The organism is Marinomonas sp. G8-14 (assembly GCF_055808935.1).
The window spans coordinates 1,431,282-1,456,964 of sequence record NZ_CM147891.1; the positions used below are offsets into that span (position 1 = coordinate 1,431,282).

A 25,683-nucleotide genomic window follows, 5' to 3' on the forward strand; every position below is an offset into this window, starting at 1 on the left:
CATGTCAACATTGCTGGAAAAACGTTCTAGCAACTACTCATTGGACGCACAGCTCTACAATGATCCACATATGTTTCGAATTGATATGGAAGAGGTCTTTCAAAAAGAATGGCTATTTGTTGGCATGACCAGCGAAATTCCGAAAAAAGGCGACTATTTTACCGTCGAAATTGGACAAAACCCCGTTCTGATCGTACGTGACGCCGAAGGCAAGGTGAATGCATTTCATAACACCTGTCGTCACCGCGGTTCTGTTATTTGCACAGAGCACCGTGGCAAAGTCGCCAACTTGGTTTGCCCTTATCACCAGTGGACTTACGATCTAAAAGGCAACCTATTGTTTGCTGGCACAGAAATGAATAAAAACTTCGACATGAAACAACACGGCCTAAAATCGGCGTTTTGCAGAACTGGCGGAGGCTTTATCTTTGTCTGCCTAGGCAAAACTGCCCCAGATGATGGATTTGATGACTTCCTAACAACACTTGACGAATACATGGAACCCTACGATGTAGAAAATACCAAACTGGCCGTCGAATCGACCATGTACGAACGCGCCAACTGGAAACTGGTATTAGAAAACAACCGTGAATGCTACCACTGTGCCGGTAGTCACCCTGAACTGCTGAATACCTTATTAGAATGGGACGACACCGAGGACCCGCGGGCACCACAAGACTTCCTCGACCACTACAACGCCCAAGCCGCGCAATGGGATGCAGAAGGCATTCCTCACAAACATCAAAGCTTTGGTGAAATACAGCGCAACCGAATTGTGCGCATGCCACTTAAAAAAGGCACTAAGGTGATGACCATAGATGGAGCCGCTGCTTGCACGAAAACCTTGGGGCGAATCAAAAACCGCGAACTGGGGCTCCATGCGCATATTGCACTTACCCAACTCATGGAACCACATGCAATCTGACCATTTCATCGTCTTCCGTGTGCTACCTATTTCCGCCCAAGAGAGCATAGTCACCACGAAATGGTTCGTCCACAAAGACGCCGTAGAAGGCGTAGACTACAACACAGACACGCTACGAAAAGTGTGGGATGCCACCAATGAACAGGACAAAGTATTAGGTGAACGCAACCAGCTAGGCATCAACTCCATTGGTTACCAACCTGGACCGTATTCCGAAACCTACGAATTCGGTGTGATCAACTTTTTGAACTGGTACTCCAATACGGTTCAAAAAAACCTTAATGATAAATAAAACAGCATGATACTGCTCAGCTTTACCACACAAAAAACACCCACCAAAACTAAAAAAGCGAATCGTTTGATTCGCTTTTTTAGTTTTGGTGGGTTATAAAATTGTTATTACAAAATCCGTTTTAGCAGTCTATCCGCCCGAGTCCGAATGACTTTCTTCAACAGCCTTTGAATCTTGTCAGGGTAATCATGGATGGTTTCCAACTCACTATAGGACGTAATCCGTTGGGTATGCTGATGAATATTATCAAACTCAGCCGTAAACTTTGCCAGCAAATGCTGCTGCGGATCGTCCACCAATAAACCATTTTCTAAATCCAACGCCCAAGCCCTTGGGTTAACGTTATTGCCTGTTAACAACATGATACGACGATCTACCCAAAGCCCTTTTAGGTGATAACTATGAGACTCGTGTTTCCATAAATGAATCGACAAACCACCCGACGCAATATGGCTTTCATTTGCACGGGCAAACTTACGTAAATTCATCTCGTACAAATACGGCAAACCACCAATGGCTTTAAAAGGCTGATCTGGCGCGATATAAAAATCGTTGGCAGTTTTGTCTCCCACCACAACATGCACTTTCACACCGCGCTTAATAGCGCGCTTCACTTCCCTCAACACGACTTTCGGTAAATTAAAATACGGTGTACAAAGAACAATCTCTTGTTTCGCCTCCGCCAGCAATGTTGTAATTTTTTGGTTCAAAGCATTAAAACGTTTACCGACACCCACCATAGGCGTTACCGCTACATGCTGATCACCGACAAATTGCTTTTCGCCAGCATAAGCAGATTTGCCCAGTGAAACTCGAAACTGTCGAATCACTGACTTTAACTCTTTCGTCGACGGCAATCCGGCGTCTGCAAGATTATTCACCGCGGGATGACGGATCATCTCATTGCGAATGAATCCCACCATACTGTCTGCCAATGCCGCATTCTGAATAACATGATAACGATCAAATCGATAACGCTCTTGATAATGCAGATACACATTATTCAAACTCGCGCCACTGTAAATCACCGTATCATCGACAACAAAACCTTTTAGATGCAATACGCCAAACACTTCACGATTACGAACTGGCACACCATACACAGGAATATCGTATTCATATTTCGCTGCAAACTCTTGATACATAGCCGCGTTACCTGCAGCTTTTTCCGCGCCAATCAAACCACGCTGCGCACGATGCCAATCCACACAAATAACAATGTCTAACTTAGGATTACGCTGCTTGGCTTCATAAGCCGCTGTCAATACCTCCCTGCCCGCTTCATCATTTTCAAGATAAAGAGCCACCAAATAAATCCTAGAGGTCGCATTATGAATCGCTTTTAATAAATACTCTCGAAAACTAAGGGCAGATTGCAGAACATGGAACTGGTCAGGCTCAACCGCAAACATAGGCAGTGAAGCGAATAAATTTCTAATGGGCATAATAAAGAAGTGCTACCTTATTTTTTTAACTAACGGCAAACTGTAACAAATTCACCGTAAATATCCTAAAAAAGAATCTAACCCCAACCTCCTCCACTCCAAATACATCAACAACTAGGACACACATTCTAATACTCAAACAACAACCAGGACACACACTCTAATAATCAAAGCTTGTCTACCAACAATTAGGACACACATTTTAACTATTAACTAAGACACACACTCTAATAATCAAAGATTACTACCAGAGCACACAGATAAAATAGCGACAATTGACGATATAAGTAAGCGAAACGTGGGATGACAATCTTCAACTCTAGAAAAAGTGCATTTAATAGGATTTCAGACAAGGCAAGACAAGGCGGTTTTGAAAACAACCCTAATACATGATTGGCAGTTTAAGATTTTATTTAAGCAAGGAGCTTAGCGCTGCCTCGAGGTTTACGCTGTCGCTGATGCGCTTCACAATAATAGGCGATTGAATGCTCCTTACCGACGACATGACCTGTTTTTTCACCAAACTGTGTCGTAATGCTCAGCCAATTCTCTGATGATATATTAAGCCGTTGAAGAATGGGCAGTAATGACCCATCTATTACACCTCGTTTATCATCTCGAATAATACGTCCCGTCGTATCGACCAATTCTAGGTAATCAGATAAGAAAAATGGCAAGCCATTAGGCATGTTTTCTCTCGGATTACCAATAAAAGGCAACAATCGCTTTGGCTGCCTTTGCATCTTAGCTGAGTCCACACGTTTTTTAAGACTGGTAAAGTCGGCCTCTTCTGGCGCATCGCTTACCTTGGCTCGTATTGGGTTGAGGTCCACGTAAGCCATACAGGCAATCAATGCCGCTTCATCCAGTAACGCTTGAGATTTAAAACGGCCCTCCCAGAATCTTCCTGTACAGTTGTCTTCGGCGTTAGCTTGTCGTGCAATTGGCTCATTAAGCTCTTTCATAAACCAACTGATGTCCATCAGCCGATTGCGAAATGTCTCTGCTGAAGCCTCGACTAGGCTTAACGCAAACTCAGGCAACACCTCACCTTTTACATATTGTTGCGTAAATACAGTGCCTTTATGAAGCTTATGCCAACGCTCTAACACCTCTAGTGTCGACCATTTCGCCGCTTTTTCAACATTGACATGCAGTACCACATGAAGGTGATTGCTCATCACAGCATAAGCGCATATATCGATAGAAAAGAGGCCGGCTAAAAACAGCAACCTGTTTTCAACCCAGCCACGACGGTGCTCGAAACTGTCACCTGAAAACGGATCTTCACCACACAAAAAGGCCCGTCGCACACAACGAGAAACACAATGGTAGTATGGCGTATCACTAACGTTGATTTGCTGACTTCTTGGCTGCGGCATAATGGCTCCCTCTTCCTGAGAAAATATACTGTAATTATATACAGTATATTTATGATTCAGCAAGTCAAAACTCAACCCCTTGATTTAACTGACTTGCAAAGGTGGGTGGCTTTGAAAAAAAAGACTATTCCAATGTAGCTAAATACGCTCGCCAACTATTTAAGTGCGTAATGTCTTTCGCGTTTTCCATGCCATAAGGTTCACAAATAAAACCTGCCACCTGACTGCCGTCTGCCAATCTGACTTTACCGATACCAAGGGGAGCTGGAATACCAGCGACGAAGCTGCCGAAGTTTGTCGTCGGTACAGACCAAACTTCGACATCGATCGCCGCCCCATTCGATTCGTCCAATAGCAATCCAGGACGCAGCGGTGGGCCGCCTGCCAAAGCATACATACGATAAACCGGCGCTGTGGTGGTTTTGCTTTTCAGCTTAGCGCCGCGTTCGGTTAATTGCCAGTTGAGCGGTTGGCCTTCTAAGTGGGCACCGCAAACCATCACATCGATGGTTTGATTATTACCCACTGGTGTCGTGTTGCTTGGCGTCGCCATTACTTCTAAAGCCCCTTTTTTAAGTGGAAGCGCTTGCTGAATGCGGTTAGCAATGGACATCAACATACGATCACTAAAAGTTGGCCCAACGAGCGTGATACCAAATGGCATGTCGTTCTCTGTCATCACTGTAGGTACGGCGATGGAAGCCAAGTCAATCAAGTTCATAAAGTTGGTGTAATAACCCAACTCACTATTTCGTTTAATCGGCTCCACTAGCATTTCTGCCACGGTAAAGTGACGACCTGCTGTAGGTGTCAGCAAACAATCGACCTGTGCCATTTGCGCTAGGCAAATTTGCTTCAAATCATTAATGCGATATTGTGCTTTAAACAATGATGTTGCTGGCGGTTTGCCGCCCGGTGAGATGATCTCGCGTACCACAGGGAAAATCACGTCTGGGTTCTCATCGATTAATGGCTGAGTAGCAATATAACGCTCGGACACCCAAGGACCTTCGTACAAAAGTTGGGCGATTTCATCGAACGGCGCGTAGTCAATTTCTTGGAAAGCAAAGCCCTGTTCTTTCAATAACGCCAAGGTTTGCAAGTAGGCTTTTTCGTAGCTCTTGTCACCGAAGAATTTCAATTGATGAGCTGGAATCACGCCTACTTTCAAAGGGCCAGTACGTAAACCATAATGACGTGCTTGGTTATCAAATGGGTTCTGACGGCTATAGCCGTCTCTCTCATCAAAACCTTCTGCCGCCCCCAAAGCAATATTGGCATCGTCCGTGTTGTAGGCAAAAATCGTCATACAATCCAAACTACGACAAGCCGGCAACATACCTGTAGCCGATAACAAACCGATGCTCGGCTTCACGCCAACCAAGTTATTGAAGCAAGCTGGAATACGACCGGAACCAGCCGTATCTGTTCCCAAACTGAAACTCGCTAACCCAAGAGCAACAGCAACAGCGGATCCCGAGCTGGAGCCACCACTGATATAATCGTAATTAAAAGCGTTATGGCAAGCTCCATAAGGTGAACGTGTACCATTCAAGCCTGTGGCAAATTGGTCTAGATTAGTTTTACCTACTGGAATCGCCCCAGCATCGATCAACTGCTGTACCACTTGAGATGATTTTTTTGGCGTGTAAGCAAAGATTTCACAACCCGCAGTAGTGGGAATACCCGCCAGATCAATATTGTCTTTAATGGCAAAGGGAATCCCCCATAAAGGGTGTGTGTCCATGTCTTTGTCTTTTAAAGCATCCAGCCAAACCGCTTGTTCCGATTCGGTTAATAGATGAATCCAAATATTGTGATCTTTATAATCAGCCGCGCGCTGACGAATGTCGGCCATCACGCTGGTTGGTGTTGCTATACCTGTTTTATAAGACTCACGCAAGGCGCTGAACCCCATGTCTAATGTGTTCTCACTTGTATTGTTAGTCGTCATACTGATGCTCATGCTTTTCCCTCCACTAATTCCGTCACTAATTCTTCTAGCACAACGATGGCCTGGCCGGCGTTGACGCGACTACCGTCTTTTAATAGCAAATCGGACACCACGCCAGACGATGTCGCATAAATAGGAATCTCCATTTTCATGGATTCTAAAACCACCAGAAGTTGCCCCGCTTTCACTTGATCACCTACTTTCACTTGGGTTTGCCATACGCTGCCGGAGACTGGGCTATCAACGACGGTAGCGTCTTCACTCCAAGTGATGTCTGTGGCGACGGCTTCACCTTCGTCCGTATCAAAATGGAATTGTCCATTGGCGTGCCAGCGCGCTAGCTCGTCTTCAAACGCCTGATTACGAATTTTTTTAAAGTCATCAATGCTGTCGCTGTTGTCATCGATAAACGCCTGATAGTCAGAAAGGGAAAAGGTGCTTTCTTCGATTCGTATTGGGCTCTTATTTCCATGAAAAGTATCGTGCGGAAAATCTTTACGGATCTGATCAAGTTCTTCGTGACTCACTTCGTAAAAGCGAATCTGGTCGAAAAATCGCAATAACCAAGGTTTACTAAAGGCGCTGGTCAAACGGTAGCGATTCCACATTTGTAGCGTACGGCCGACAAATTGATAACCGCCCGGCCCTTCCATGCCATACACACACAAATAAGAACCACCGATACCAACCGAGTTTTCTGCCGTCCATGTACGCGCTGGATTATATTTAGTGGTCACGAGACGATGACGAGGATCCACCGGCGTGGCCACTGGCGCACCGAGATACACATCCCCCAAGCCCATGACTAAATAGCTCGCGCTGAACAAGATATCTTTCACATCGTTAATGCTGTCTAAGCCGTTAATACGACGAATGAACTCTAGGTTACTTGGGCACCAAGGCGCGTTAGAGCGCACGGATTGGGCGTATTTATCGATGGCTTCTTGGCAGGCTTTATCATCCCAAGACAGTGGCAAATAGACAGTTCTTGACGGCACGGTGAGTTCATCAAGCTGTGTGCTTAATGCTTGCTCCGCCGCTTCTAAATGGGCTAATAAATCGGTGTAACTCAGCTGTTGGCTGTCGTAATGAATCTGCAAGGAGCGAATTCCAGGCGTAAGCTCTCGCATGCCGTTTAACGGGTTCTGCTCTAACCATTGCATCAAGGCATGAGCACGAAAGCGCAGACGAATATCGAGCATTTGCTCGCCATATTCCACCAGCAAGAAATGATCGCCCGCCGCACGGTAGACAATTTCATCACCGAAACGGTCCGCCGATAAGGTTTTCAGAATCGGCGTCTGCACTTCACAAGAAAACTCACAAGGTGAAACAGCTTGTTCAAACGCCGATAGATTAGCTAAGCCTTCATTTTGCGAGGCTTCTAACACCACGGCGTCTTCCAAGGTCACAGGAATAAAACGGATTTTATCGCCTGCACGTAACTGACCAAGCTTCCACAAATCCGCCGTAATAACAGTCGCAGGGCAGACAAAACCACCAAGAGATGGACCATCTGGCCCGAGAATCACTGGCATGTCGCCCGTAAAATCGACGCTACCGAACGCATAAGCATTATCGTGAATATTCGATGGATGAAGCCCTGCCTCACCGCCGTTGTTACGTGCCCATTTGGGTTTCGGGCCAATCAAACGAACGCCCGTGCGGCTGGAGTTGTAGTGAATTTCCCAGTCTGTACCGAAGAACATCTCGATGTCTTCAGGGGTGAAGAAATCGGGCGAGCCATGAGGGCCGTAAATTACCCGCAATTCATGCTGATTGCCAAGTACTGGCATCAACTCAGCAGGCAAAGCACTAGAAGCTAGTGATCCCTGAGATTCAAGCACATGCAACACGTCACCCGTTTGAATAGCACGACCGTTGTGACCACCAAATTGCCCTAAGGTGAAGGTCGACTTTGAGCCTAAATAATCTGGGCAATCAAAACCACCCGCCACGGCTAAATACGCCCGCGCACCCTGCTCTTTGATTCGCCCCAAGGTTAACGTTTCACCCGCTTGTATGGTGACCACAGTATTTTGCTCGATGGCTTGTCCATCAATTTTCGCGTCAATCACTGCCCCACAAACCACAAGACAGGTTTCAAAGCTGAATTTTAAGCTTGGGCCTTGTAGAGTAATTTCCATGGCCGCGGCCGAATCCAGATTATTAAGCAAGCGATTCGCTAAACGGAAATGATAATTATCGAATGGGCCTGAAGGCGGTACGCCAACATTCCAATGATGTTGACGGCCAGGAAAATCTTGCAACGTGGTTTGAGTTCCTCCACTTAACACATCAATGCGTTTAGGTTGATAGACAAATGCATTAAGATAACGAGTGCTCACTTCACCACGTAACAACAGAGAATCAACAACCAATTGCTTGAGATAATCTAGATTGGTTTCTGTGCCATATAAAACGCAGTTTTCCAGCGTCGTTTTGAGTTTAGCAAAGGCGGCATCGCGATCTTCTTGATGAACGATGACTTTGGCGAGCATAGGATCAAAGTAAGGCGACACTTCAATGCCGGTTTCGATCCAAGAGTCGATGCGAACACCCGCGACAGCATCAGAATTAGTGTTAGCAAGCGGCCACTGAACCTGACTCAATAAGCCAGCACAAGGCTGAAAATCTTTATAAGGATCTTCCGCATACAAACGTACTTGTACCGCATGTCCATGTGCTTTAAGCGAAACACGTTTCTCTTCTAGCGCAAGGTCTTCGCCAGCGGCAAGGCGTATCATCCATTCCACCAAGTCTACGCCGTAAACCATTTCCGTCACGCCGTGTTCAACCTGCAAACGCGTATTTACTTCAAGGAAATAGAATTTATCAGTGTCCATATCATAGATAAATTCGACCGTTCCAGCATTACGGTACTGAACAGATGACAATAATAGTTCTGCGGTTTGATGAAGCTGTTTACGCACGTCGTCGGTTAAATTTGGCGCGGGACACTCTTCGACGACTTTTTGGTTACGACGTTGGCTGGAACAATCTCGCTCGCCCAGAGCCAATGCACCGCCTTTACCATCGGCAAAAATCTGTACTTCGATGTGACGAGCGCGAGCAATGAACTTCTCTAAAAAAACACCATCGTCGGCAAAGTTATTAGCACCTAAACGACGTACGGAATCGAAGCTGTCTCTCAGGCCTTTCTCATCGTGGCATAAATGCATACCAATGCCACCACCACCCGCCGTACTTTTCAGCATCACTGGATAGCCAATCTGACTGGCTGTTTGGCAAGCACTTTCTAAATCAGTGAGCAGTTCAGAACCTGGCGATAATGGCACCTTGGCTTTTTCGGCTAATTCACGTGCTCGATGCTTTAGGCCAAATTCAATCATTTGTTCAGCGGTGGGGCCAATAAACGCGACACCTTCTTCTTCACAACGTCGCACAAAGGACGCATTCTCGCTCAAAAAACCATACCCTGGATGAATCGCTTGAACACCAGACTGTTTGGCGATGCGCAGGATTTTCTCCATATCCAAATAGGTATCACTGGCACCACCTTCGCCTAAAGAAAACGCTTCATCTGCGCGTTTGACATGTAAGCTCTTCGCATCAGATTCAGCGTATACCGCCACCGAGCCTATACCCATGTTGTTGAGAGTACGAATAATACGTGTCGCGATAGCGCCACGGTTAGCAATTAAAACCTTGTTAAACATGGTTCAACCTTGGCCGGGCCGTCCTGGAGCGAGATAAACATCAGTGGCCGTCCACTGAGTTGATATAGACTATTGAAATAACGACAATTACCGTCTGAACAGATCCCTTAAGCATTCCAAACCAACATATCCACTGGCGTTGGGTTATAGCCGTTACAAGGGTTATTTAACTGTGGGCAATTGGAAATCAACACAATGACATCCATTTTAGCGATCATTTCCACGTATTTACCTGGTGCAGAAATACCGTCTTCAAAGGTCAAACCACCCGCTTCCGTAACAGGCACATTCATAAAGAAGTTGATGTTGTGGCTGATGTCGCGCTTCGATAAACCAAATTCTGGGTTTTCGGCAATCGCCAACATCCAGCTGTCTCGACAGGCGTGCATGCAGCGTTTTTCTAAGTCATAACGCACAGTATTGCTCTCGGTAGCACAAGCGCCGCCCAAGGTGTCATGGCGACCACAGGTATCAGCGACGATTTCCAACATGACATTGTTTTGATTGGAGCGGATTGCCGACCCAGCGGTTAAATACACATTACCTTGTTCACGAATCGTATCGGTGGCGCTGTAGCGTTCAGCCGGATCATTAGCGTTGTAAAACAAAGTATCCGCGGCTTGGTTGCCTTCTAAGTCAACAATTCGAAACGTAGAACCTGCTTTCACGACGCCGATAAAATAATCACCGGCATCCACGTGGTAAATCGCATTGGCGCTTTCTGCTTTTAATAGGCTTTCTTTGATCATGATTAGGCCCCCGCACCAAAGTAATAAAGTTCGTTATTGGCAAAACCCCGTTGATTTTCAGGGCGAGATATTTTGCAAAAGTCATCTTCTGCCACAGGCGCGGCTTTTTCCAACAAGACAAAAATCGGCTTTCTTGGGTAGTCTGTTGCTTTGCTCAATGGATGCGGACAAGTATGCAGTATTACCAAGGTGTCCATTTCAAAACGTAAGGTGACACTGGAACCCGCTGGGCTATTGCCCTCTACCAAGGACATATTGCCCTCGGCGTCGGTACCCACTCGGCTAAATAAGTTCAAATTCGCCACAATGTCGGCTTTGCTTAAACCGTATTTAGCCATTTCTACCAACATGGCATCGTGGCCATTTTGCATCCAATCATTACGATCATTTTGATAGTCACGTTTACCCCACTTCGATTCGATGTGTGAAGCATGACAGTTACCACTGACCGTCTCGTGCCAGCCAACAGTGTCTTCAATGATGGAAGCAAAAATACGCCCCATATCGGAATATAAACAATCACCTTTAGTGAGTTTAAAAGTATGTTGACCTTTTAAGGTGTCAGGTGCGTTGTAACGCTCCAGTACGTTTTCTGGGTTGTAAAACACCATGCCCACATTGGCCTCACCTTCCATATCCGTCAGAGTCATTTGCATTCCTCGACGCACACGAAGCGACCAATGACTGGCAGCGGGGATAAGGGTTTTGTATTTCTTCATAATGCAGTGTCCTCCGTATTCTGGTCAACATTGGAGAGCGGCCGAATACGTTGATCAATTTCGTCAAAAAGTGGCTCAGCCATATGGCCGACTGGTAAGTCATAGGTAATAGAAGCACCATAAGCATTTGGTGCATGAGGGTCATGGCGTAGTTTGTCAAACACCCATAAACGCGTTCCGAGGTAAAAGCCTTCTTTCAGATCATGAGTGACCATAAAAATAGTCAGCTTATGCTTGCGCCAAAGATCCAATACCAAGGTATGCATATCCGCTCGAATGCCAGGGTCTAACGCACCAAAGGGACTCATCTAGAAGCAAAATACGCGGTTTACATATCACCGCTTGGGCAATAGCAAGACGCTGCTTCATACCGCCAGACAACTCATGGGGATAGCGATTTAAAGCATGACCAAGACCCACTTGCGCTAGCATTTCACTGGCTTCTTGCTTGGCGATTTTTTTCTCTTTACCAAACAAGTAACCAGTAATAGACGACTTTTGAAAACCTTTTGCCGCGATGACATTTTCCAACACCGTCATGTGCGGGAAAACCGAATATTGCTGAAATACAATGCCGCGATCTGAACCTGGCTCATTGGGTATCGGCTTACCATCCAAAAGCAACTCGCCTTCAGTGGCCGATTCAATACCTAAGATCATTTTCAAAAAAGTACTTTTGCCACAGCCAGACGCGCCAACTAAAGTGACAAACTCTCCTTCTTGCACCCTGACATTGACACGCTCAAGAATAATATCTTGACCATAACGCTTGCCGATGTTGTTCGCTTGAATCATGGTTCTTGCTACTTTTTTCTCGCTCATGATTGCGCCTCCACACTCCAAGGAAAGAGTCGACGGTTTAATTTACTGAGCAGGTAATCCACCAGAAATGCCAGCAGTGTAATCCACGCCACATAAGGCAAAATCACATCCATAGACAAATAACGACGCACCAAAAATATTCGATAACCCAGCCCATCTGTTGACGCTATGGCTTCCGCCGCGATTAAAAACAACCACCCCGCCCCTAAAGACAAACGAATGGCATCAATCAGCTTCGGCATAATTTGCGGCAATACCACACGGATTAGAATCTGGCTGGTACTGGCCCCCAAGGTTTGTGCTTTCACCAGTTGCTCAGCTGGAATCTCCTGAGTACGTCGCTGGATATCTCGGGCAATAAAGGGCGTTATCCCTATTGCAATCAAGGTGATTTTTGACACTTCACCAAGGCCAACGACAATAAATAAAATCGGTAACAAGGCCAGTGGTGGCACCAGTGACACAACCGTAAGCAAAGGCGAAAAGCCCGCTGCAAAAATAGGCAAGGCACCCGTTAATACCCCAACAAACAAGCCAACAATGGCGGCAATCACGACCCCCAAAGCCAAACGCGTCAAGCTGCTTGCCGTGTCTTGCCAAAACAACAACTCACCAGAACGCTTACTGGGTTCAAATGCCATGCGATACATGGACTCTCCCATTTGGCTAAACGCTGGTAACAGTTTGTCGTCTGGATTAATAGCCAGCCGGGCATCTGAGTTCACCATATACACGAGGATGAGCAAGGCGAATGGCAATAATCCCAGTAAGATGACGTTCGTTCGATTCGGCTTATAATTTATGAGTTTTTTCATGCTTTTATCCCATGACGCTCCACTTAAACATCGTTAATTAAGCAGAGCGTTTACTTTGGATGATTAGAGTTGGCCGTCAGCAGCCATTTGCATGTAAGTGGGGTCAAAGCGAAGTTTGATATTGTCGGCGTTACCAAACACACCTGCTGATGTTTCAATACCAATGGCACCGGCATCTGGCGCGCCATCACCTAATAAACCATGGTCAAAAGAGAATTCCGCAACATGTTGCATGGTTGCCATCAATTCTTTGCTGTTTGTTAAAGCCAACGCGGATTGTGGGGTGTAAAACATTTTCGTGCTGGCAAGTTGTGCATCGTAGCCTTCTAAATCCGTTTCAGAGGCTTCCGCCATGGCAGTACGCGCATCAATCGCTGCTTGATCCGTACCACTCATTAACGCCATGACTTCATACCACGCACCCACCAAGGCTTTACCTAAATTAGGATTCGTTTTAAGCGTATCGGTATTAACGACCAGCATATCGATGATTTCACCAGGGATTTGTGAAGAGTCAAACACATTGTTTGAATTAGGCATGGACGTGATTTCGCTTAGCAAAGGATTCCAAGTCACCACGGACGTCACATCACGGGTTCCATAAATAGACACCATGTCAGCATCAGATGTGTTAATTACCTTCACATCGGACTCACTAAGACCCACAGAGTCCAAGGCACGAGCTAGCAAATAATGAGACACACTCAATTCGACCAAATTGACATTCTGCCCTTTAATATCCGCCAACTGGTTTTTATCTTTTAAGATAACCGCATCATTACCGTTAGAAAAATCCCCAACAATTAATGCCGTACTATCGATGCCACCCGCCGCCGGAATGGTCAGCGCGTCCATGTTCGTCATCGCACAGGCATCAAATTGGCCTGCGGTATATTGGTTGATGGATTCGACATAATCATTGATTTGCACCACATCGATGTCGATACCATATTTGTCGCCCCATTTTTTCACAATACCTTCTTGCGCCGCATAGGCCCAAGGCATCCAACCGACATAAATAGACCAACACACTTTAAATTTATCAGCAGCAAAGGTGTTTGCAGACAGGAGAAGCGTAAACAGTAGAACGGTTACTTTTTTTGCGGAATTTTTCATGGAAGCTACCTTTTCAGTTTGTTTAATTACACACGGAGTACCCTTGGCCATATCGCCATGTGGTCTCCTGGGCTTTTGTCCCGCCGTGTAACCTTGAAACTGTCAAGGTCGAAAGCTCTCGGACCAGTCATTTCGATAAGATCGAAATCGGAACCCTAGCTCTCTATTGATAATCTAAATTGTAATGTTCGACTTTCCAAGGGTACGAACATTTTTGATGTAGCAGATTGTGTGCCAGTTATACAGAACGCTTTATTTTAAAGGCCCAAGGCATTTTTTTGACACCACCAGTCACTAACAAACAACAAAAAATGGGCCAAAAAAGCCCATTTCGTCATTAGTGCACCACTTTTATGCAATCAAGCCAACGCCGTATCTAACAGCATCATAAGCACAAAACCCAACATTAAGCCTTTTGTTGCCGCCAACTCATGACCTTGACGATGAGATTCAGGAATCATTTCATGACTGATCACAAACAACATAGCACCAGCCGCTAAAGCCAACCCTAAAGGCAACAATACGCTAGATTCCCCCAACACCACCGAACCAATAACGGCCATAACAGGCTCCGTCAAACCTGACAGCACAGCAATACCCACCGCCAATAAACGGCTGTAGCCCACGGCTAACAACGCCATGGCAACCACTAATCCTTCAGGAATATCCTGAATCGAGATACCTGTTGTCAACGCTGTAGCCGCCGACACATTACCACTGGCAAAAGACGCACCTATCGCCAAACCTTCCGGGATATTATGCAGAGCAATGGCAAAAACAAATAACCAGCTGCGCCGCAAAGTCTGACCACGTAACCTGTCTTCCTCTTTAATAAAATGTTGGTGTGGTACAAGCCGTTCCAACACCAACATAAATGCGCCACCAAGCAGAATTGCCACCCCAACAGAGCTGGAGCTATACCATGGCGAAGCACCACTGCCTTCCAACAACGCCAAAGCAGGGATAATCAGAGAGAACATACAAGCCGCCAACATTACCCCAGCACCAAACCCCAGCATAACGTCATGCAATTTTTGCGATAAGCGATGCAGAAACAAAGCAGGCAATGCGCCCATAGCCGTCGCCGCTGCCGCCACAACACCCGCATAAAAAGCATAACGCACCTGAGAATGTTGTTGTAACAACACCACAAACTGATCGATGGCGGTGTAAGCACCTAGTACTAAAATGATGCTTCCGATCCACTTTCTCACGCGGATCTTAGGTAACGACAACAGAGTCAACTTCATGCTTACTCCTGAAACCACACAGCGACTTGCGACCAGTTGATGACATTAAAAAATGCCGCAACGTAGTCAGGACGTTTATTTTGATACTGCAAATAATAAGCGTGTTCCCAAACATCCAAGCCTAAAATCGGTGTCAATCCATCAATCAATGGGCTGTCTTGATTGGCGCTGCTGGTCACCTGCAATTTACCTTGCTGATCTTTCACCAACCAAGCCCAACCACTGCCAAATCGGCTCAATGCCGCCTTAATAAACAGTTGTTTAAATTCTTCAAAACTACCAAAGCTTTGCTGAATCGCGTCTGCTAATGGTCCTTGTGGCTCCCCACCCCCTTCTGGTGACATCACCAACCAAAACAAACTGTGATTCGCATGACCACCACCATGATTGCGCACCGCCCCCTGAACGTTTTCTGGCAATGACGCAATCTCGCGCAACAAACGCTCAAGAGACCAATCCGCATAAGCTGTTCCTTCTAGAGCAGCATTTAATCCATTCACATAAGTCTGATGGTGACGACTGTGATGAATCTCCATCGTCAACGCATCAATGTGCGGCTCTAAAGCGGTATAAGCGTAAGGCAATTCGGGTAAGGTAAAAGGCATCTTATTCTCCAAAATAGATAACGATAAGAAGAATCATTATTATTTCTATTAATAGAAAATGCAAATCCTATTTTTTTACGCTCGCGGCGAGAGGCTCGACTCTTTACGGATTTTTATGCCACCGCCTCAGAAATAAAGGCCAAGGAAATTCAAGTCTAAACAGACAATGATTTATAGGGAAAAATAACGTTGAGGATACAAGGATCAGCGCTGAGCAACGCAGCGCTTGAAGCAATCAGAGTTGAACGCAGATACAAAACCAGCGCTATGGCATTGTCGCTTGATCTATTCTCTTGACCATATTCACACTGACCGTTTCATAACCCATTTTAGCGTACAACTTTTGGGCCGCGTCATTATGAGAAAACACATGCAAGCCAATATTGACGATATTGTGCGTTGCGGCGAAGTCTTCGATTTCCTTGAGAGCAAGCTTGGCATAGCCCTTGCGGCGATGTTCTGCCTTGATTTCTAAATCGTAAATAAACACCGTACTCGTAGTACTACTGTTCTCTAACGACAGCCATATCATACCGACTGTTTCGCTCTCTTCTGGTACTCTCATTTCAAAAAAATGATTGTTGTCCGTGTCGATTCCACGCGGTAACAATCTTTCTATATCTCGTCTGGCTCGGGACAATGATCCTGTTTTCTGCCAACGACCAGACTCTACATTTTCTCGCGCATACTGCACAATCAACTCTTCAATATAAGAAGCAAAAAAGGCTTTTGACATAGACACTAAAAAAGACATAACCACTCCGATTCATACTAGACGAAAACAAACTTGCCTGTTCAGTATTCATCATTTTCACAAAAACAGAAGCATTATTTGCAGCATTTAATCACCAAGTAAAACCCAATCCCTTGCTATGACTGGCTTCTAAAGGTGGGTGGCTTGGTATTCTTTAATTTGTTGTTGATTAGTAATCACCTGACCATGCCTTCTCTCCATCAAGGCTCCAACTATTTAAAATAGTTATGTTTTGTGCATCCAGAAGATGATAAGCAGTAATGGTGATTTTTTTATCATGCTCAACCACTGTTAGAATTGATGAGTATCCTTGTAATCCCAGAGCAAATAACCTTTTCAGTGTGCTTTTTGGGTGGGTGATTATAAAAGCAATGCTATCTCTGTCGCTGTTATGAAAAATTGGCAAACACTCTAAGTCTTCATATATCTTTGCGTTAATAGCAATTGAAGGAAAATAGCACATGCCATCTACAACATTATTTGTAGCTTTATTTATACTTGATAGAGCAATCGTTGCATTTAATTTTAAGTATTTATTTGGATTGGTTTTCTTTAATTTCAACATACCCAATCTATTGCTCAACTCTCCCATGGATATTGGCAGCCGCATATCAGGTTCACCAATATATTGAACTTTTAACGTCTTTCCTTTACGAGTATTTTTTACAAAAACCCTTGTTCCTTCTTTTTTAAGCATCCTCTTTAGAGCCTTTGAACGGATGCCAATAATATCGTTCCCATATCGGTCTATGAGACGATCAAAAGCAAAGATATTTGAATTAGGCGATAAAAATAGAGTATCACCATCGTCCAGTCGATCTATAGTGTTTAGATCAATCGATGCAAAGTCACGTAGAAGAGATTTATGATTACTTGTAAGATCAAGCAGCTTATTGAATACATCAATGGTAGTAATAGTATCAGAAAAAGAACGATGTGTTTCTAGCTGTTTAATGTTAAGCCGTTCGCAAACTTTTTCAAGTCGAGGCCATCTTTCGTAATCAAGAACAGATTGACTCCACTTCATTACACAGAATCTTTTGTTAGTTTTCAGCCCAATGGTTTGAAATAGCATTTGACAATCAAAGTCTACATTAAACGATATTATCGTTTTCCCTTCCAACAATTTAAGTAAGATCGCTTTCGCTGACTCTATCGGCATTCCATTAGAAATTTGTTCATCAGTTATACCGTGTACAGCCCTAGCTTGTGCATTACAGGTAACTTTTGAGCTTAGTATTGAGTCAAAAACAACTTGTTTATCATGCGTGCATATTGATATTTCAATAATTTCATCATTACTAGAAAGGCCTGTAGTTTCGGTATCCAGCCAAAGACAATTTTTAGCCTTTATTTCTTCAAGCACTTCACTAATTGAAATATTTTCACCAAGAGCACTAATTTGGCAAACTTGTTGCGGCATGCTATTTCTAGTTTTTGGATTTATCTCTTCAAACACTTCACTAGTTGAAATACTTTTATCAAGAGCACTGACAAGGCCAACTTTTTGCTTTATGCCACTTCTATTTTTTGGATTTATTTCTTCAATAATTTCACTAATTGAATTGTTTTCAACACTGATACTAACTGGACTATTTTTCTTAAAATTAATTTCTCCAGGAATGAATGGAGTTATTTTTTGGAACAATTTCTACATATCTCAATATTTTTTTTATCTATAAAAAAATGATACGTTTTTTGACGTTGAATATTTAAAGGTTGGCCGCATGAACCACACTTTCTTGCGTTAGGCATTTTAATTAACAACCATAAACATAGAGGGATCCATATAATTGCCATAAAAATAATGATAACTTCATTTCCATCCATAATCGTCCTTCAATTTTTTTGGATTCTTCTCTTTTAAAAATCGCACACGCTTCAATCTCGATGGAAACTTCCTATAAATTAAAACCAACTATTCGGTTTAAACAACTAAAAGTCATCAATTTTAATAAAAGTTACTTAAAGAGTTCATACAGTTTCGAGGTGAACTCTTGATACTTTAATTAATTCACACTGACTGATAATTTCATACCTCACACCCTCAACCTTAGCAACAGAGCTAGCAGATTTTTAGATTCAATATAAGCCAAGATTACACCTACTAACGAAACCAATTGACCCGATGACTGAAAAAATAACTTCACAACTATTTCAGTCACTCAAATTAATCTCTTTTTCCTCTGCTTCCTATTTTTAAGAATAGGATTAAGACTGAACAAAAAATTTAAAATGTGACTGTTTAAACTCAAATTTATATTAAAACGCACTACTCTGCTTTTTCTGCAATACCTTTAAAAACTCTGGTGCTAAATCTGCGCCGTTAGGCCAAACAATAGTCTCTAGCTCTGGATCGACAGAGACATTCTGAAACTCGGCCAAATCTTTAAGAGGTTCGAACATCGAGCCTTTGAGCCTCATTGGCCAAATCCACTTCTCCTGAGGTTCCATCATCAAAGGCAATCCACAACTTATAGCCTGATAAATATTTAGCGGACGTAATATGCAGCATTGTTTACTCCAATGGGGCAATGTCATTTAGAGGTTCACCCGCTTTCGCGCGAGACCAATTCTCTTCTAGTTCTGCTTGATGCATTGCAATCCATTCTTGAACAAAAGCAGATGCACGTTTCGGTAGACTCCCTTCAAGTATCCTCCCATCAAATGCGAATAACGCTTCATACCCTGAATACTTCGCATGGAAGTGTGGTGGATTATGATCATTAAAATACATAGCAATCAATATACCGTAAAAACGACTAATAACTGGCATTCCTTTGCCCTCCGTAATAATTGTTCCCTAATCTTATTACAACTTCCCCGATCGGAGCAAAGCCATTAACCCATACAACTCCACACAAAATGCCCAACAAATTCAATAACGCGCTCAGAAAATTTCGTAATTGATGCTCCAGTCTAAAAAATCAATGATTCGTAGGGACAAAAAATAACAATAGTCAGGAGTTTTTAAAATGAGCGAATTTTTCAAAACCGTGCCATTTATCAAGTACGAAGGCGCGAGTTCAAACAACCCATTTGCGTTCAAACATTACGATGCGAACAAGGTGTTGATGGGGAAAACCATGGCGGAGCATTTACGCGTGGCGGTATGTTATTGGCACACGTTCTGTTGGCAAGGCAGCGATGTATTTGGCGCAAATACCTTTGATCGTCCTTGGTTTAAAGCGGATTCAGAAATGGCAGCAGCAAAGCTAAAAACCGATGCTGCCTTTGAGTTTTTCACTAAACTGGGTGTGCCCTATTACAGCTTTCACGATGTGGACGTCAGCCCAGAAGGCCGCACGATCAAAGAGTACATTAATAACTTCGCGCAAATGGTTGAGGTTCTTCAGGCCAAGCAAGAAGCCACTGGCATCAAGCTATTGTGGGGCACGGCGAATGCTTTTTCCAATCCAAGATACATGTCTGGCGCAGCGTCCAATCCGAACCCTGAAATCTTTGCTTACGCAGCGACTCAGGTATTTCATGCGATGAACGCCACCAAAGCCCTTAAAGGCGAAAACTACGTTCTGTGGGGCGGCCGTGAAGGTTATGAAACCCTATTGAATACCGATCTAAAACGCGAACGCGCTCAGCTTGGCCGCTTCATGCAAATGGTGGTTGAGCACAAATACAAAATCGGTTTTGAAGGCACCTTGTTGATCGAACCAAAACCCGCGGAGCCAACCAAGCATCAGTACGATTACGATACGGCGACGGTGTATGGCTTCTTAAAAGAGTTTGGTCTTGAAAAAGAGATCAAGGTCAACATCGAGGCCAACCACGCGACCTTGGCAGGTCACAGTTTCCACCATGAAATTGCCACGGCTTGCTCATTGGGTATTCTTGGCTCTGTCGACGCCAACCAAGGCGACGCGCAATTAGGCTGGGATACAGACCAATTCCCAACTAGTGTGGAAGAATACACGCTGGTTACTTATGAAATTCTAAAATCGGGCGGTTTCAAAACGGGCGGCTACATGTTCGACACCAAGTTACGTCGTCAATCGATGGATCTGGAAGATTTATTCCACGGTCACATTGGCGCCATGGACACCTTGGCCCTGTCATTAGAACGGGCGGTGAAAATGATCGAAGATGAGAAATTGGCGAACTTTGTAGATCAACGCTATGCGAAATGGAATGACACCTTGGGTGCCGATATTCTAGCGGGCAAACACACATTGCAAGATCTTGCGGAATACGCCGAGAAAAACAACATCGATCCTAAGCCAGTGTCTGGTCGTCAAGAGATGCTAGAAAACATGGTGAATGGCTATATTTTTAAATAGGTTCATTCGTAAGAGCTGAACCAATAAAGACAAAAAAACACAGGCCAACGAAAGCTGGCCTGTGTTTTTTATGACTTGGTTTTACGAAAAATTAAGAAAAGATCACGCCTTTTTTCAATAGAAAGCAGCCGTAACCTCGCCCTTCGCCAGTCACAACAAAAGCGTAGGCTTTTTTTGCTGCGTCATAAAAAGCAAAACGCTCTAACGACCCCATTTCCGCATTGTCACTGTCAGCCGCTTTTAAAACAGCGGCGAATTCTTGCTGCACTTCTGGCATCACAGATTCGTCTTCGCCCACCACTTGCATACGAGTCACAGGCTGCTCAACAAAGGTATCCAACGGCAGTACCGATAAAATTGCCTTAGCGGCTTGAATGACGTTCACACCATCTAAACGAATAACTGGTTTTCCAGCCGCCATCGAAGCCGCTGGAAAATTACGATCAACCAAAACGATGTCATCACCGTGACCCATAGTACGTAACACGTTCAGTAATTCACCACTTAGCAAAGGATCTATATTTTTTAGCATGTTTTTTCCCTAATCACAGATAGGCTGAAAGCAAATATTGATAATCTATTTTTGCTGCACGATGGCGGCTTTATGCTGTAAGCGGCTTTGTTTTTGGTCGATGATGACAGCAAGAATAATCACCACACCTTTAATCACCATTTGCCAAAATTCGCTCACGCCCATCATCACCAAACCATCGGCTAAAATACCAATCACGAAAGCGCCAATCAGCGTACCCATAATGGTGCCGCGACCACCAGCCAATGAGGTTCCACCTAATACCACGGCGGCAATGGCGTTCATTTCAAAAGAGACACCCGTTGCTGGATGACTAGCCACCAACTGTGAAGACACCACAATGCCCGCAATCGCCGCACAAAAACCAGAAATGGTGTAAACCCAAACTTTGACACTGCGCACTTTCACACCAGACAATTCGGCAGAATGTTCGTTATCCCCAATGGCAAACACGTGACGACCAAATTGCGTTCTTTTGGCGATGTAGGCAATCACGCCGGCAAGGATAAACATCATCCAAATGGCGTAAGGTAAACCCAAGAGTTTCGCAGAACCAATTAACTCAAACCCCGTATTGCCCAGCTGTTCATTACCGGATAAACCCGTAAAGGTTTCACCACCAGACAACAACATGGACGCGCCACGCACAACATACATGGTGCCCAAGGTACAAATAAAAGGCGCGACGTTATAACGGGTGATCAAAATACCGTTAACAGCGCCTATCAAACCACCGATAACCAAAACGATAGGAACAATCAGCCAAACGCTAGGAAAAATGGCGATGCCAAACATCGGCAAGACGATTCCCTTAGTAATCAGCCAACCCGCAACCATGCCACAAAATCCCAGAATCGCACCAATAGAAAGGTCGATACCTGCGGTGATAATAACGAAGGTGATACCAAGTGCCAAAAAGGCGTTGATGGCAATGTGCTTCACCATGATGATCACGCTACTCGCCGCCAAGAAACCCGGTACCATAAAGGTGAAGAAAGCGAGGATTAAAAACAACGCAATAAAGGTGCGCATTTTTAACGCCAGTAATAACAGACTTTCGCCAGAGAAAACCGACGATGGTTGAGACGCCATATTTTGAGAAATTTTCATATTAAAGTCCTTGCGCGCTTGCTGACACAAGTGCAGATTCTGTGGCTTCAGATCGAAGTATATTGGCGGTTAGTTTGCCTCCGGACATCACCAGAATGCGATCAGAAACCGCCATGATTTCTTTCAGGTCAGAGGTTGAGAACAACACGCCGATTCCCTGCTCTGAAAGTGTCACCATCATGTTAAACACGTCGCCCTTGGCACCGATATCAATGCCACGCGTTGGCTCATCCAATAACAACACTTTCGGACTGGTTAACAAGGTTCGACCAATCACCACTTTTTGTTGGTTACCACCGCTCAATGCGCGTATTTCAATATCAGGAGACGATACCTTGATGGATAAATCGCCAATAGCGGACGTCACCGCCTCGGCTTCGGCTTTTTCATCGATGGAAAAACGATGCTTAAGTCGACGCCACAAGCTCGAAATCGTCATGTTATTGCTCACTGACGAAATGGGAAAAATACCGTTCTTTTTTCGATCTTCTGGTACCAAACAAATGCCCAATTTAATGCGTTCGCTGGTGTCCATTTTCGCAGGCACTTTATGCCCCGCAATCTTCACGTCACCTGAGTATTCTTGCAAACCAAGCAGACATTCCATTAGCTCAGTTCGACCCGCTCCCATGAGCTCCATACACGCCCACAATTTCACCGGATTTCACATTCATCGACACGTCATCAACCAAGGTATGACCCATTTCGTTGATCAGCTTAATGTTTTTGACATTGAGCACCGGTTCGCCAAATTCACGACCTGGTTTTAAGAAAGTAGACACCGGATCGCTACCCAGCATTTCTCTGACGATCCACGGCACATCGATGTCTTTGACCTGCGCTTCAGATTGGAAATACCCATCGCGTAAAATCGTAATGTAATCACCAATCGCCATCAGCTCTTCTAAGCGATGGGAGATATAGATGATAGAAACACCTTGAGCGGTTAAATCTCGAATCACTTTGAAAAGCAGCTCGACTTCGGTTTTACTCAACGCCGAAGTGGAGCTTCATCCAAAATCAGCACATCGGCTTCATCGGCCAAGGCTTTGGCGATTTCAATCAACTGCTGCTGACCAACTTTCAAGTTAGACAGTAATTCAGATGGCGCAATGTCTTGATCAAGACGCGCCATGAGGCTCAGCAGTCACTCGATGTTGCTCCGCTGTGTCTAGCGGCAGCAGGCCTCGCTGTTTTTCCCGTCCCAAGAAAATATTTTCCGCCACCGTGAGGTTGCCAAACAGATTCAACTCTTGATGCACCATGCCAATGCCTTTGGCAGCAGCGTCCCGTGTGTGCTGAAAAGACACGGCTTCATCGTTGAGATAAATAGTACCCTTGCTTGGCTGCTGAACACCCGCCAGAATTTTCATCAAGGTGGATTTACCCGCGCCATTTTCGCCTATGATGACGTTCACCTTGCCACGATAAACTCGGTAATCCACTTCGTTTAACGCGATAGTGCCTGGGTAAATCATGGAGATTTTTTCAGCGCGAATGACGATGTCTGCGTTAGCTTGGCTCATCATTTGCCTCCACGAGTAATCTGTATTGGCACAGCATCACTGATGACGTTTTGATCTATGGTAATCGCAGCAATAACAGAAGCTGTTTCACCGACCCAGCTAGCATCTGGTTCACCAATAGCCGCCATAGCGCGATTGTTCAACTCTCGGGAGATTTGAGCGAAACGAATTTGGTTTTTAAAATCATCAAACAACACATATTGAGAGGCATCACGAATCGCATTACCTTTGATGATGCGACCAACTTGCAGATCGATATTGGTATCGCCTACTTTAAGCTTAACCACGCCTTTCATTTTGCCTAAATCCACGCTTTCGATGGTGCCATCTAAACGCACAAAAAAGCTTTGCTTGGTGTTAATTTGCTGCGCATCCAACTGGGACTTAATGCTTTCCCACGGGGTGAATGCTTGTGTTGCTTCAGGCAAGACTTTTGGCTGCCAAAGCTGATCGGCTACTTCCGACAAAGTAAAGTCTGCAAAGCTAACCACGGCATTTGGATCTTTAGGGATAATAGGATTGCCTTCAGCATCTAAGTCCGTAACAGTACAGGCTGTCAGCAGATTAAGGCAGGCAATAAGCCCGATACATTGAAAGAGTTTTTTATAAGACATAATGATACCCAAAGAGCCGGAGCCCTCATAGGCGAGGACTCCGAGTCAGGTTGTTATTATTTGAGCGCGAAGTTACTTAGGTTTTTCGCATTAGAACCATCAATCAATACACAATCCATGAGTTGTTTTTCTGGCAATCCTGTTGAGCCTGTACGAATGTAAAGATCGGCTTGTTCCGCAACGCGCTGTGCTTGAGCGTAGGCTGGTTGCATAACGGTTGCTTTGATGTTGGAGCCTTTTAGAATCGAATCACGTGCGTAATCTAGACCATCAAAACCCACGATGAAAACATCCTTACGGCCCGCAGCTTGAAGTGCTGCTTCGGCACCCAAGGCCATAGAATCATTCCCAGTGAACACACCTTTAATGTTTGGGTTCGCTTGTAAAATCGATTCCATACGACTAAACGCTTCAGTTTGGCTCCAGTTGGCAGACTGACGAGCCGCCATTTTGAACTCAGGGAAGTTATCAACGATATCGTGGAAACCTTCACTACGTACTTGCGCGTTAGTATCGGACTCTGGCCCTACTAGCTCAACGTATTCACCGCCTTCGCCCATTAATTCGACAAACTTCTCACCAGCAAGCTGAGCGCCTTGGAAGTTATTCGATACGATTTGCGTGACAGCGATACCGGTTTTATTGATTTCACGGTCGTATAGGAAAGCTGGAATGCCGGCTTTTTTCAAACGCTCTAGCGATCCAATACTGGCGTCTGCGTCCGCATTATCCAAAATCACCGCTTTGGCTTGACGAGCAATGGCTGTTTCAATCAATTGGTTTTGTTTGTTTACATCACCGTCATGAGACGCCACCAAGGTGTCATAACCCAATTCTTTGGCTTTCGCATCAGCGCCTTCGGCACCGGCTTTAAAAAATGGATTGTCGTGGGATGGGGTAATAATGGCGATCAAACCATTGCTAGCTAAAACGCTGGTGCTAGCCAAGGTCAGTAATGTCGCAGCAAGGCAAGATTTCAAGAAGGTTTTCTTTTTCATTGTATGTCTCCGGTATGCTTATTTTTATTAAAATATATCGAATAGCAAACGATTGCGTAATCGTTTGCTATTTTTATCTTAAGCATATGGAGCTTGTCAA

The 25,683-nt window shown here is 44.7% G+C and carries 22 protein-coding genes, 3 pseudogenes and 1 riboswitch; of the genes and pseudogenes, 2 read left to right on the forward strand and 23 right to left on the reverse strand.

The features are described 5' to 3' along the window. The first annotated feature begins 1 nt into the window (after position 1). Positions 2-1,217, forward strand: a pseudogene (locus AC0L6V_RS07365) (aromatic ring-hydroxylating oxygenase subunit alpha). Positions 1,218-1,324: 107 nt separating this feature from the next. On the opposite strand, the gene pssA reads toward AC0L6V_RS07365, so the two are convergent. The 15 genes and pseudogenes from pssA to AC0L6V_RS07440 form a co-directional block, all read right to left on the reverse strand. Then, the gene (pssA, locus tag AC0L6V_RS07370; RefSeq protein ID WP_265220830.1) at positions 1,325-2,662 is read right to left on the reverse strand and encodes a CDP-diacylglycerol--serine O-phosphatidyltransferase; all 1,338 of its coding nucleotides are present in this window, start codon (positions 2,660-2,662) and stop codon (positions 1,325-1,327) included. A gap of 413 nt (positions 2,663-3,075) precedes the next feature. Further along, positions 3,076-4,044: a transposase gene (locus AC0L6V_RS07375; RefSeq protein ID WP_265220829.1), complete on the reverse strand. Its 969-nt coding sequence runs from the start codon at positions 4,042-4,044 to the stop codon at positions 3,076-3,078. Positions 4,045-4,168: 124 nt separating this feature from the next. After that, complete coding sequence (atzF, locus tag AC0L6V_RS07380) at positions 4,169-6,010, reverse strand: allophanate hydrolase (RefSeq protein WP_409419609.1); 1,842 nt, start codon at positions 6,008-6,010, stop codon at positions 4,169-4,171. Continuing rightward, positions 6,007-9,678, reverse strand: a complete 3,672-nt coding sequence (uca, locus tag AC0L6V_RS07385) for an urea carboxylase (protein ID WP_409419610.1) — start codon at positions 9,676-9,678, stop codon at positions 6,007-6,009. The genes atzF and uca overlap by 4 nt, the downstream gene beginning before the upstream one ends. 107 nt (positions 9,679-9,785) lie before the next feature. After that, positions 9,786-10,427 carry an urea amidolyase associated protein UAAP2 gene (locus AC0L6V_RS07390; RefSeq protein WP_265220825.1) on the reverse strand — a complete coding sequence of 214 codons (642 nt, stop codon included), beginning with the start codon at positions 10,425-10,427 and terminating at the stop codon, positions 9,786-9,788. A 2-nt stretch (positions 10,428-10,429) separates the two neighbouring features. Next, positions 10,430-11,146, reverse strand: coding sequence for an urea amidolyase associated protein UAAP1 (locus AC0L6V_RS07395; RefSeq protein WP_265220824.1), 717 nt, complete (start codon positions 11,144-11,146; stop codon positions 10,430-10,432). Then, a pseudogene (locus AC0L6V_RS07400) lies at positions 11,143-11,941 on the reverse strand (ABC transporter ATP-binding protein). Before AC0L6V_RS07400 ends, AC0L6V_RS07395 begins: the two are co-directional and overlap by 4 nt. Before the next feature lie 23 nt (positions 11,942-11,964). After that, a complete protein-coding gene (locus tag AC0L6V_RS07405) occupies positions 11,965-12,783 on the reverse strand; it encodes an ABC transporter permease (RefSeq protein WP_265220820.1) in 819 nt (272 codons plus the stop codon). 63 nt (positions 12,784-12,846) lie between these two features. Beyond that, complete coding sequence (locus AC0L6V_RS07410; RefSeq protein WP_265220819.1) at positions 12,847-13,899, reverse strand: putative urea ABC transporter substrate-binding protein; 1,053 nt, start codon at positions 13,897-13,899, stop codon at positions 12,847-12,849. 62 nt (positions 13,900-13,961) lie between these two features. Further along, a riboswitch (guanidine-I (ykkC/yxkD leader) is annotated at positions 13,962-14,069 on the reverse strand. A gap of 189 nt (positions 14,070-14,258) precedes the next feature. Then, positions 14,259-15,149 carry a ZIP family metal transporter gene (locus AC0L6V_RS07415; protein WP_265220818.1) on the reverse strand — a complete coding sequence of 297 codons (891 nt, stop codon included), beginning with the start codon at positions 15,147-15,149 and terminating at the stop codon, positions 14,259-14,261. 2 nt (positions 15,150-15,151) lie between these two features. Beyond that, positions 15,152-15,754: a superoxide dismutase gene (locus AC0L6V_RS07420; RefSeq protein WP_265220817.1), complete on the reverse strand. Its 603-nt coding sequence runs from the start codon at positions 15,752-15,754 to the stop codon at positions 15,152-15,154. A gap of 265 nt (positions 15,755-16,019) precedes the next feature. Continuing rightward, positions 16,020-16,508: a GNAT family N-acetyltransferase gene (locus AC0L6V_RS07425; RefSeq protein ID WP_265220816.1), complete on the reverse strand. Its 489-nt coding sequence runs from the start codon at positions 16,506-16,508 to the stop codon at positions 16,020-16,022. A gap of 169 nt (positions 16,509-16,677) precedes the next feature. Beyond that, positions 16,678-18,156 (reverse strand): 3'-5' exonuclease, encoded by a 1,479-nt coding sequence (locus AC0L6V_RS07430; protein ID WP_418138883.1) that lies wholly within the window; start codon positions 18,154-18,156, stop codon positions 16,678-16,680. A 614-nt stretch (positions 18,157-18,770) separates the two neighbouring features. Then, positions 18,771-19,023: pseudogene (locus AC0L6V_RS07435) on the reverse strand (DUF2442 domain-containing protein). Positions 19,024-19,026: 3 nt separating this feature from the next. Then, complete coding sequence (locus tag AC0L6V_RS07440; protein WP_265220813.1) at positions 19,027-19,284, reverse strand: DUF4160 domain-containing protein; 258 nt, start codon at positions 19,282-19,284, stop codon at positions 19,027-19,029. Positions 19,285-19,483: 199 nt separating this feature from the next. Here AC0L6V_RS07440 and xylA point away from each other — a divergent pair, with 199 nt between their 5' ends. Continuing rightward, positions 19,484-20,803 carry a xylose isomerase gene (gene xylA, locus AC0L6V_RS07445; RefSeq protein ID WP_111606093.1) on the forward strand — a complete coding sequence of 440 codons (1,320 nt, stop codon included), beginning with the start codon at positions 19,484-19,486 and terminating at the stop codon, positions 20,801-20,803. A 91-nt stretch (positions 20,804-20,894) separates the two neighbouring features. Here xylA and AC0L6V_RS07450 read toward each other — a convergent pair whose 3' ends face one another. The 8 genes from AC0L6V_RS07450 to AC0L6V_RS07485 are packed head-to-tail and all read right to left on the reverse strand — an operon-like array spanning position 20,895 to position 25,583. Further along, on the reverse strand, positions 20,895-21,335 hold the full coding sequence (locus AC0L6V_RS07450; RefSeq protein ID WP_123096770.1) for an RbsD/FucU family protein: 441 nt from the start codon (positions 21,333-21,335) through the stop codon (positions 20,895-20,897). A gap of 45 nt (positions 21,336-21,380) precedes the next feature. Beyond that, positions 21,381-22,445 (reverse strand): ABC transporter permease, encoded by a 1,065-nt coding sequence (locus AC0L6V_RS07455; protein WP_111606095.1) that lies wholly within the window; start codon positions 22,443-22,445, stop codon positions 21,381-21,383. A 1-nt stretch (position 22,446) separates the two neighbouring features. Continuing rightward, positions 22,447-23,085 carry an ATP-binding cassette domain-containing protein gene (locus tag AC0L6V_RS07460; protein ID WP_418138884.1) on the reverse strand — a complete coding sequence of 213 codons (639 nt, stop codon included), beginning with the start codon at positions 23,083-23,085 and terminating at the stop codon, positions 22,447-22,449. Then, positions 23,057-23,440: a sugar ABC transporter ATP-binding protein gene (locus tag AC0L6V_RS07465; protein ID WP_265220811.1), complete on the reverse strand. Its 384-nt coding sequence runs from the start codon at positions 23,438-23,440 to the stop codon at positions 23,057-23,059. The genes AC0L6V_RS07460 and AC0L6V_RS07465 overlap by 29 nt, the downstream gene beginning before the upstream one ends. Then, entirely contained in the window at positions 23,437-23,580 is a 144-nt protein-coding gene (locus AC0L6V_RS07470; RefSeq protein WP_418138885.1) for an ATP-binding cassette domain-containing protein, read from the reverse strand. Before AC0L6V_RS07470 ends, AC0L6V_RS07465 begins: the two co-directional genes overlap by 4 nt. Further along, positions 23,567-23,974, reverse strand: a complete 408-nt coding sequence (locus tag AC0L6V_RS07475; protein WP_418138886.1) for an ATP-binding cassette domain-containing protein — start codon at positions 23,972-23,974, stop codon at positions 23,567-23,569. The genes AC0L6V_RS07470 and AC0L6V_RS07475 overlap by 14 nt, the downstream gene beginning before the upstream one ends. Beyond that, positions 23,971-24,585, reverse strand: a complete 615-nt coding sequence (locus AC0L6V_RS07480) for a DUF2291 family protein (protein WP_265220808.1) — start codon at positions 24,583-24,585, stop codon at positions 23,971-23,973. Before AC0L6V_RS07480 ends, AC0L6V_RS07475 begins: the two co-directional genes overlap by 4 nt. 56 nt (positions 24,586-24,641) lie before the next feature. Then, positions 24,642-25,583: a D-ribose ABC transporter substrate-binding protein gene (locus tag AC0L6V_RS07485; protein ID WP_111606098.1), complete on the reverse strand. Its 942-nt coding sequence runs from the start codon at positions 25,581-25,583 to the stop codon at positions 24,642-24,644. Positions 25,584-25,683 lie beyond the last annotated feature (100 nt).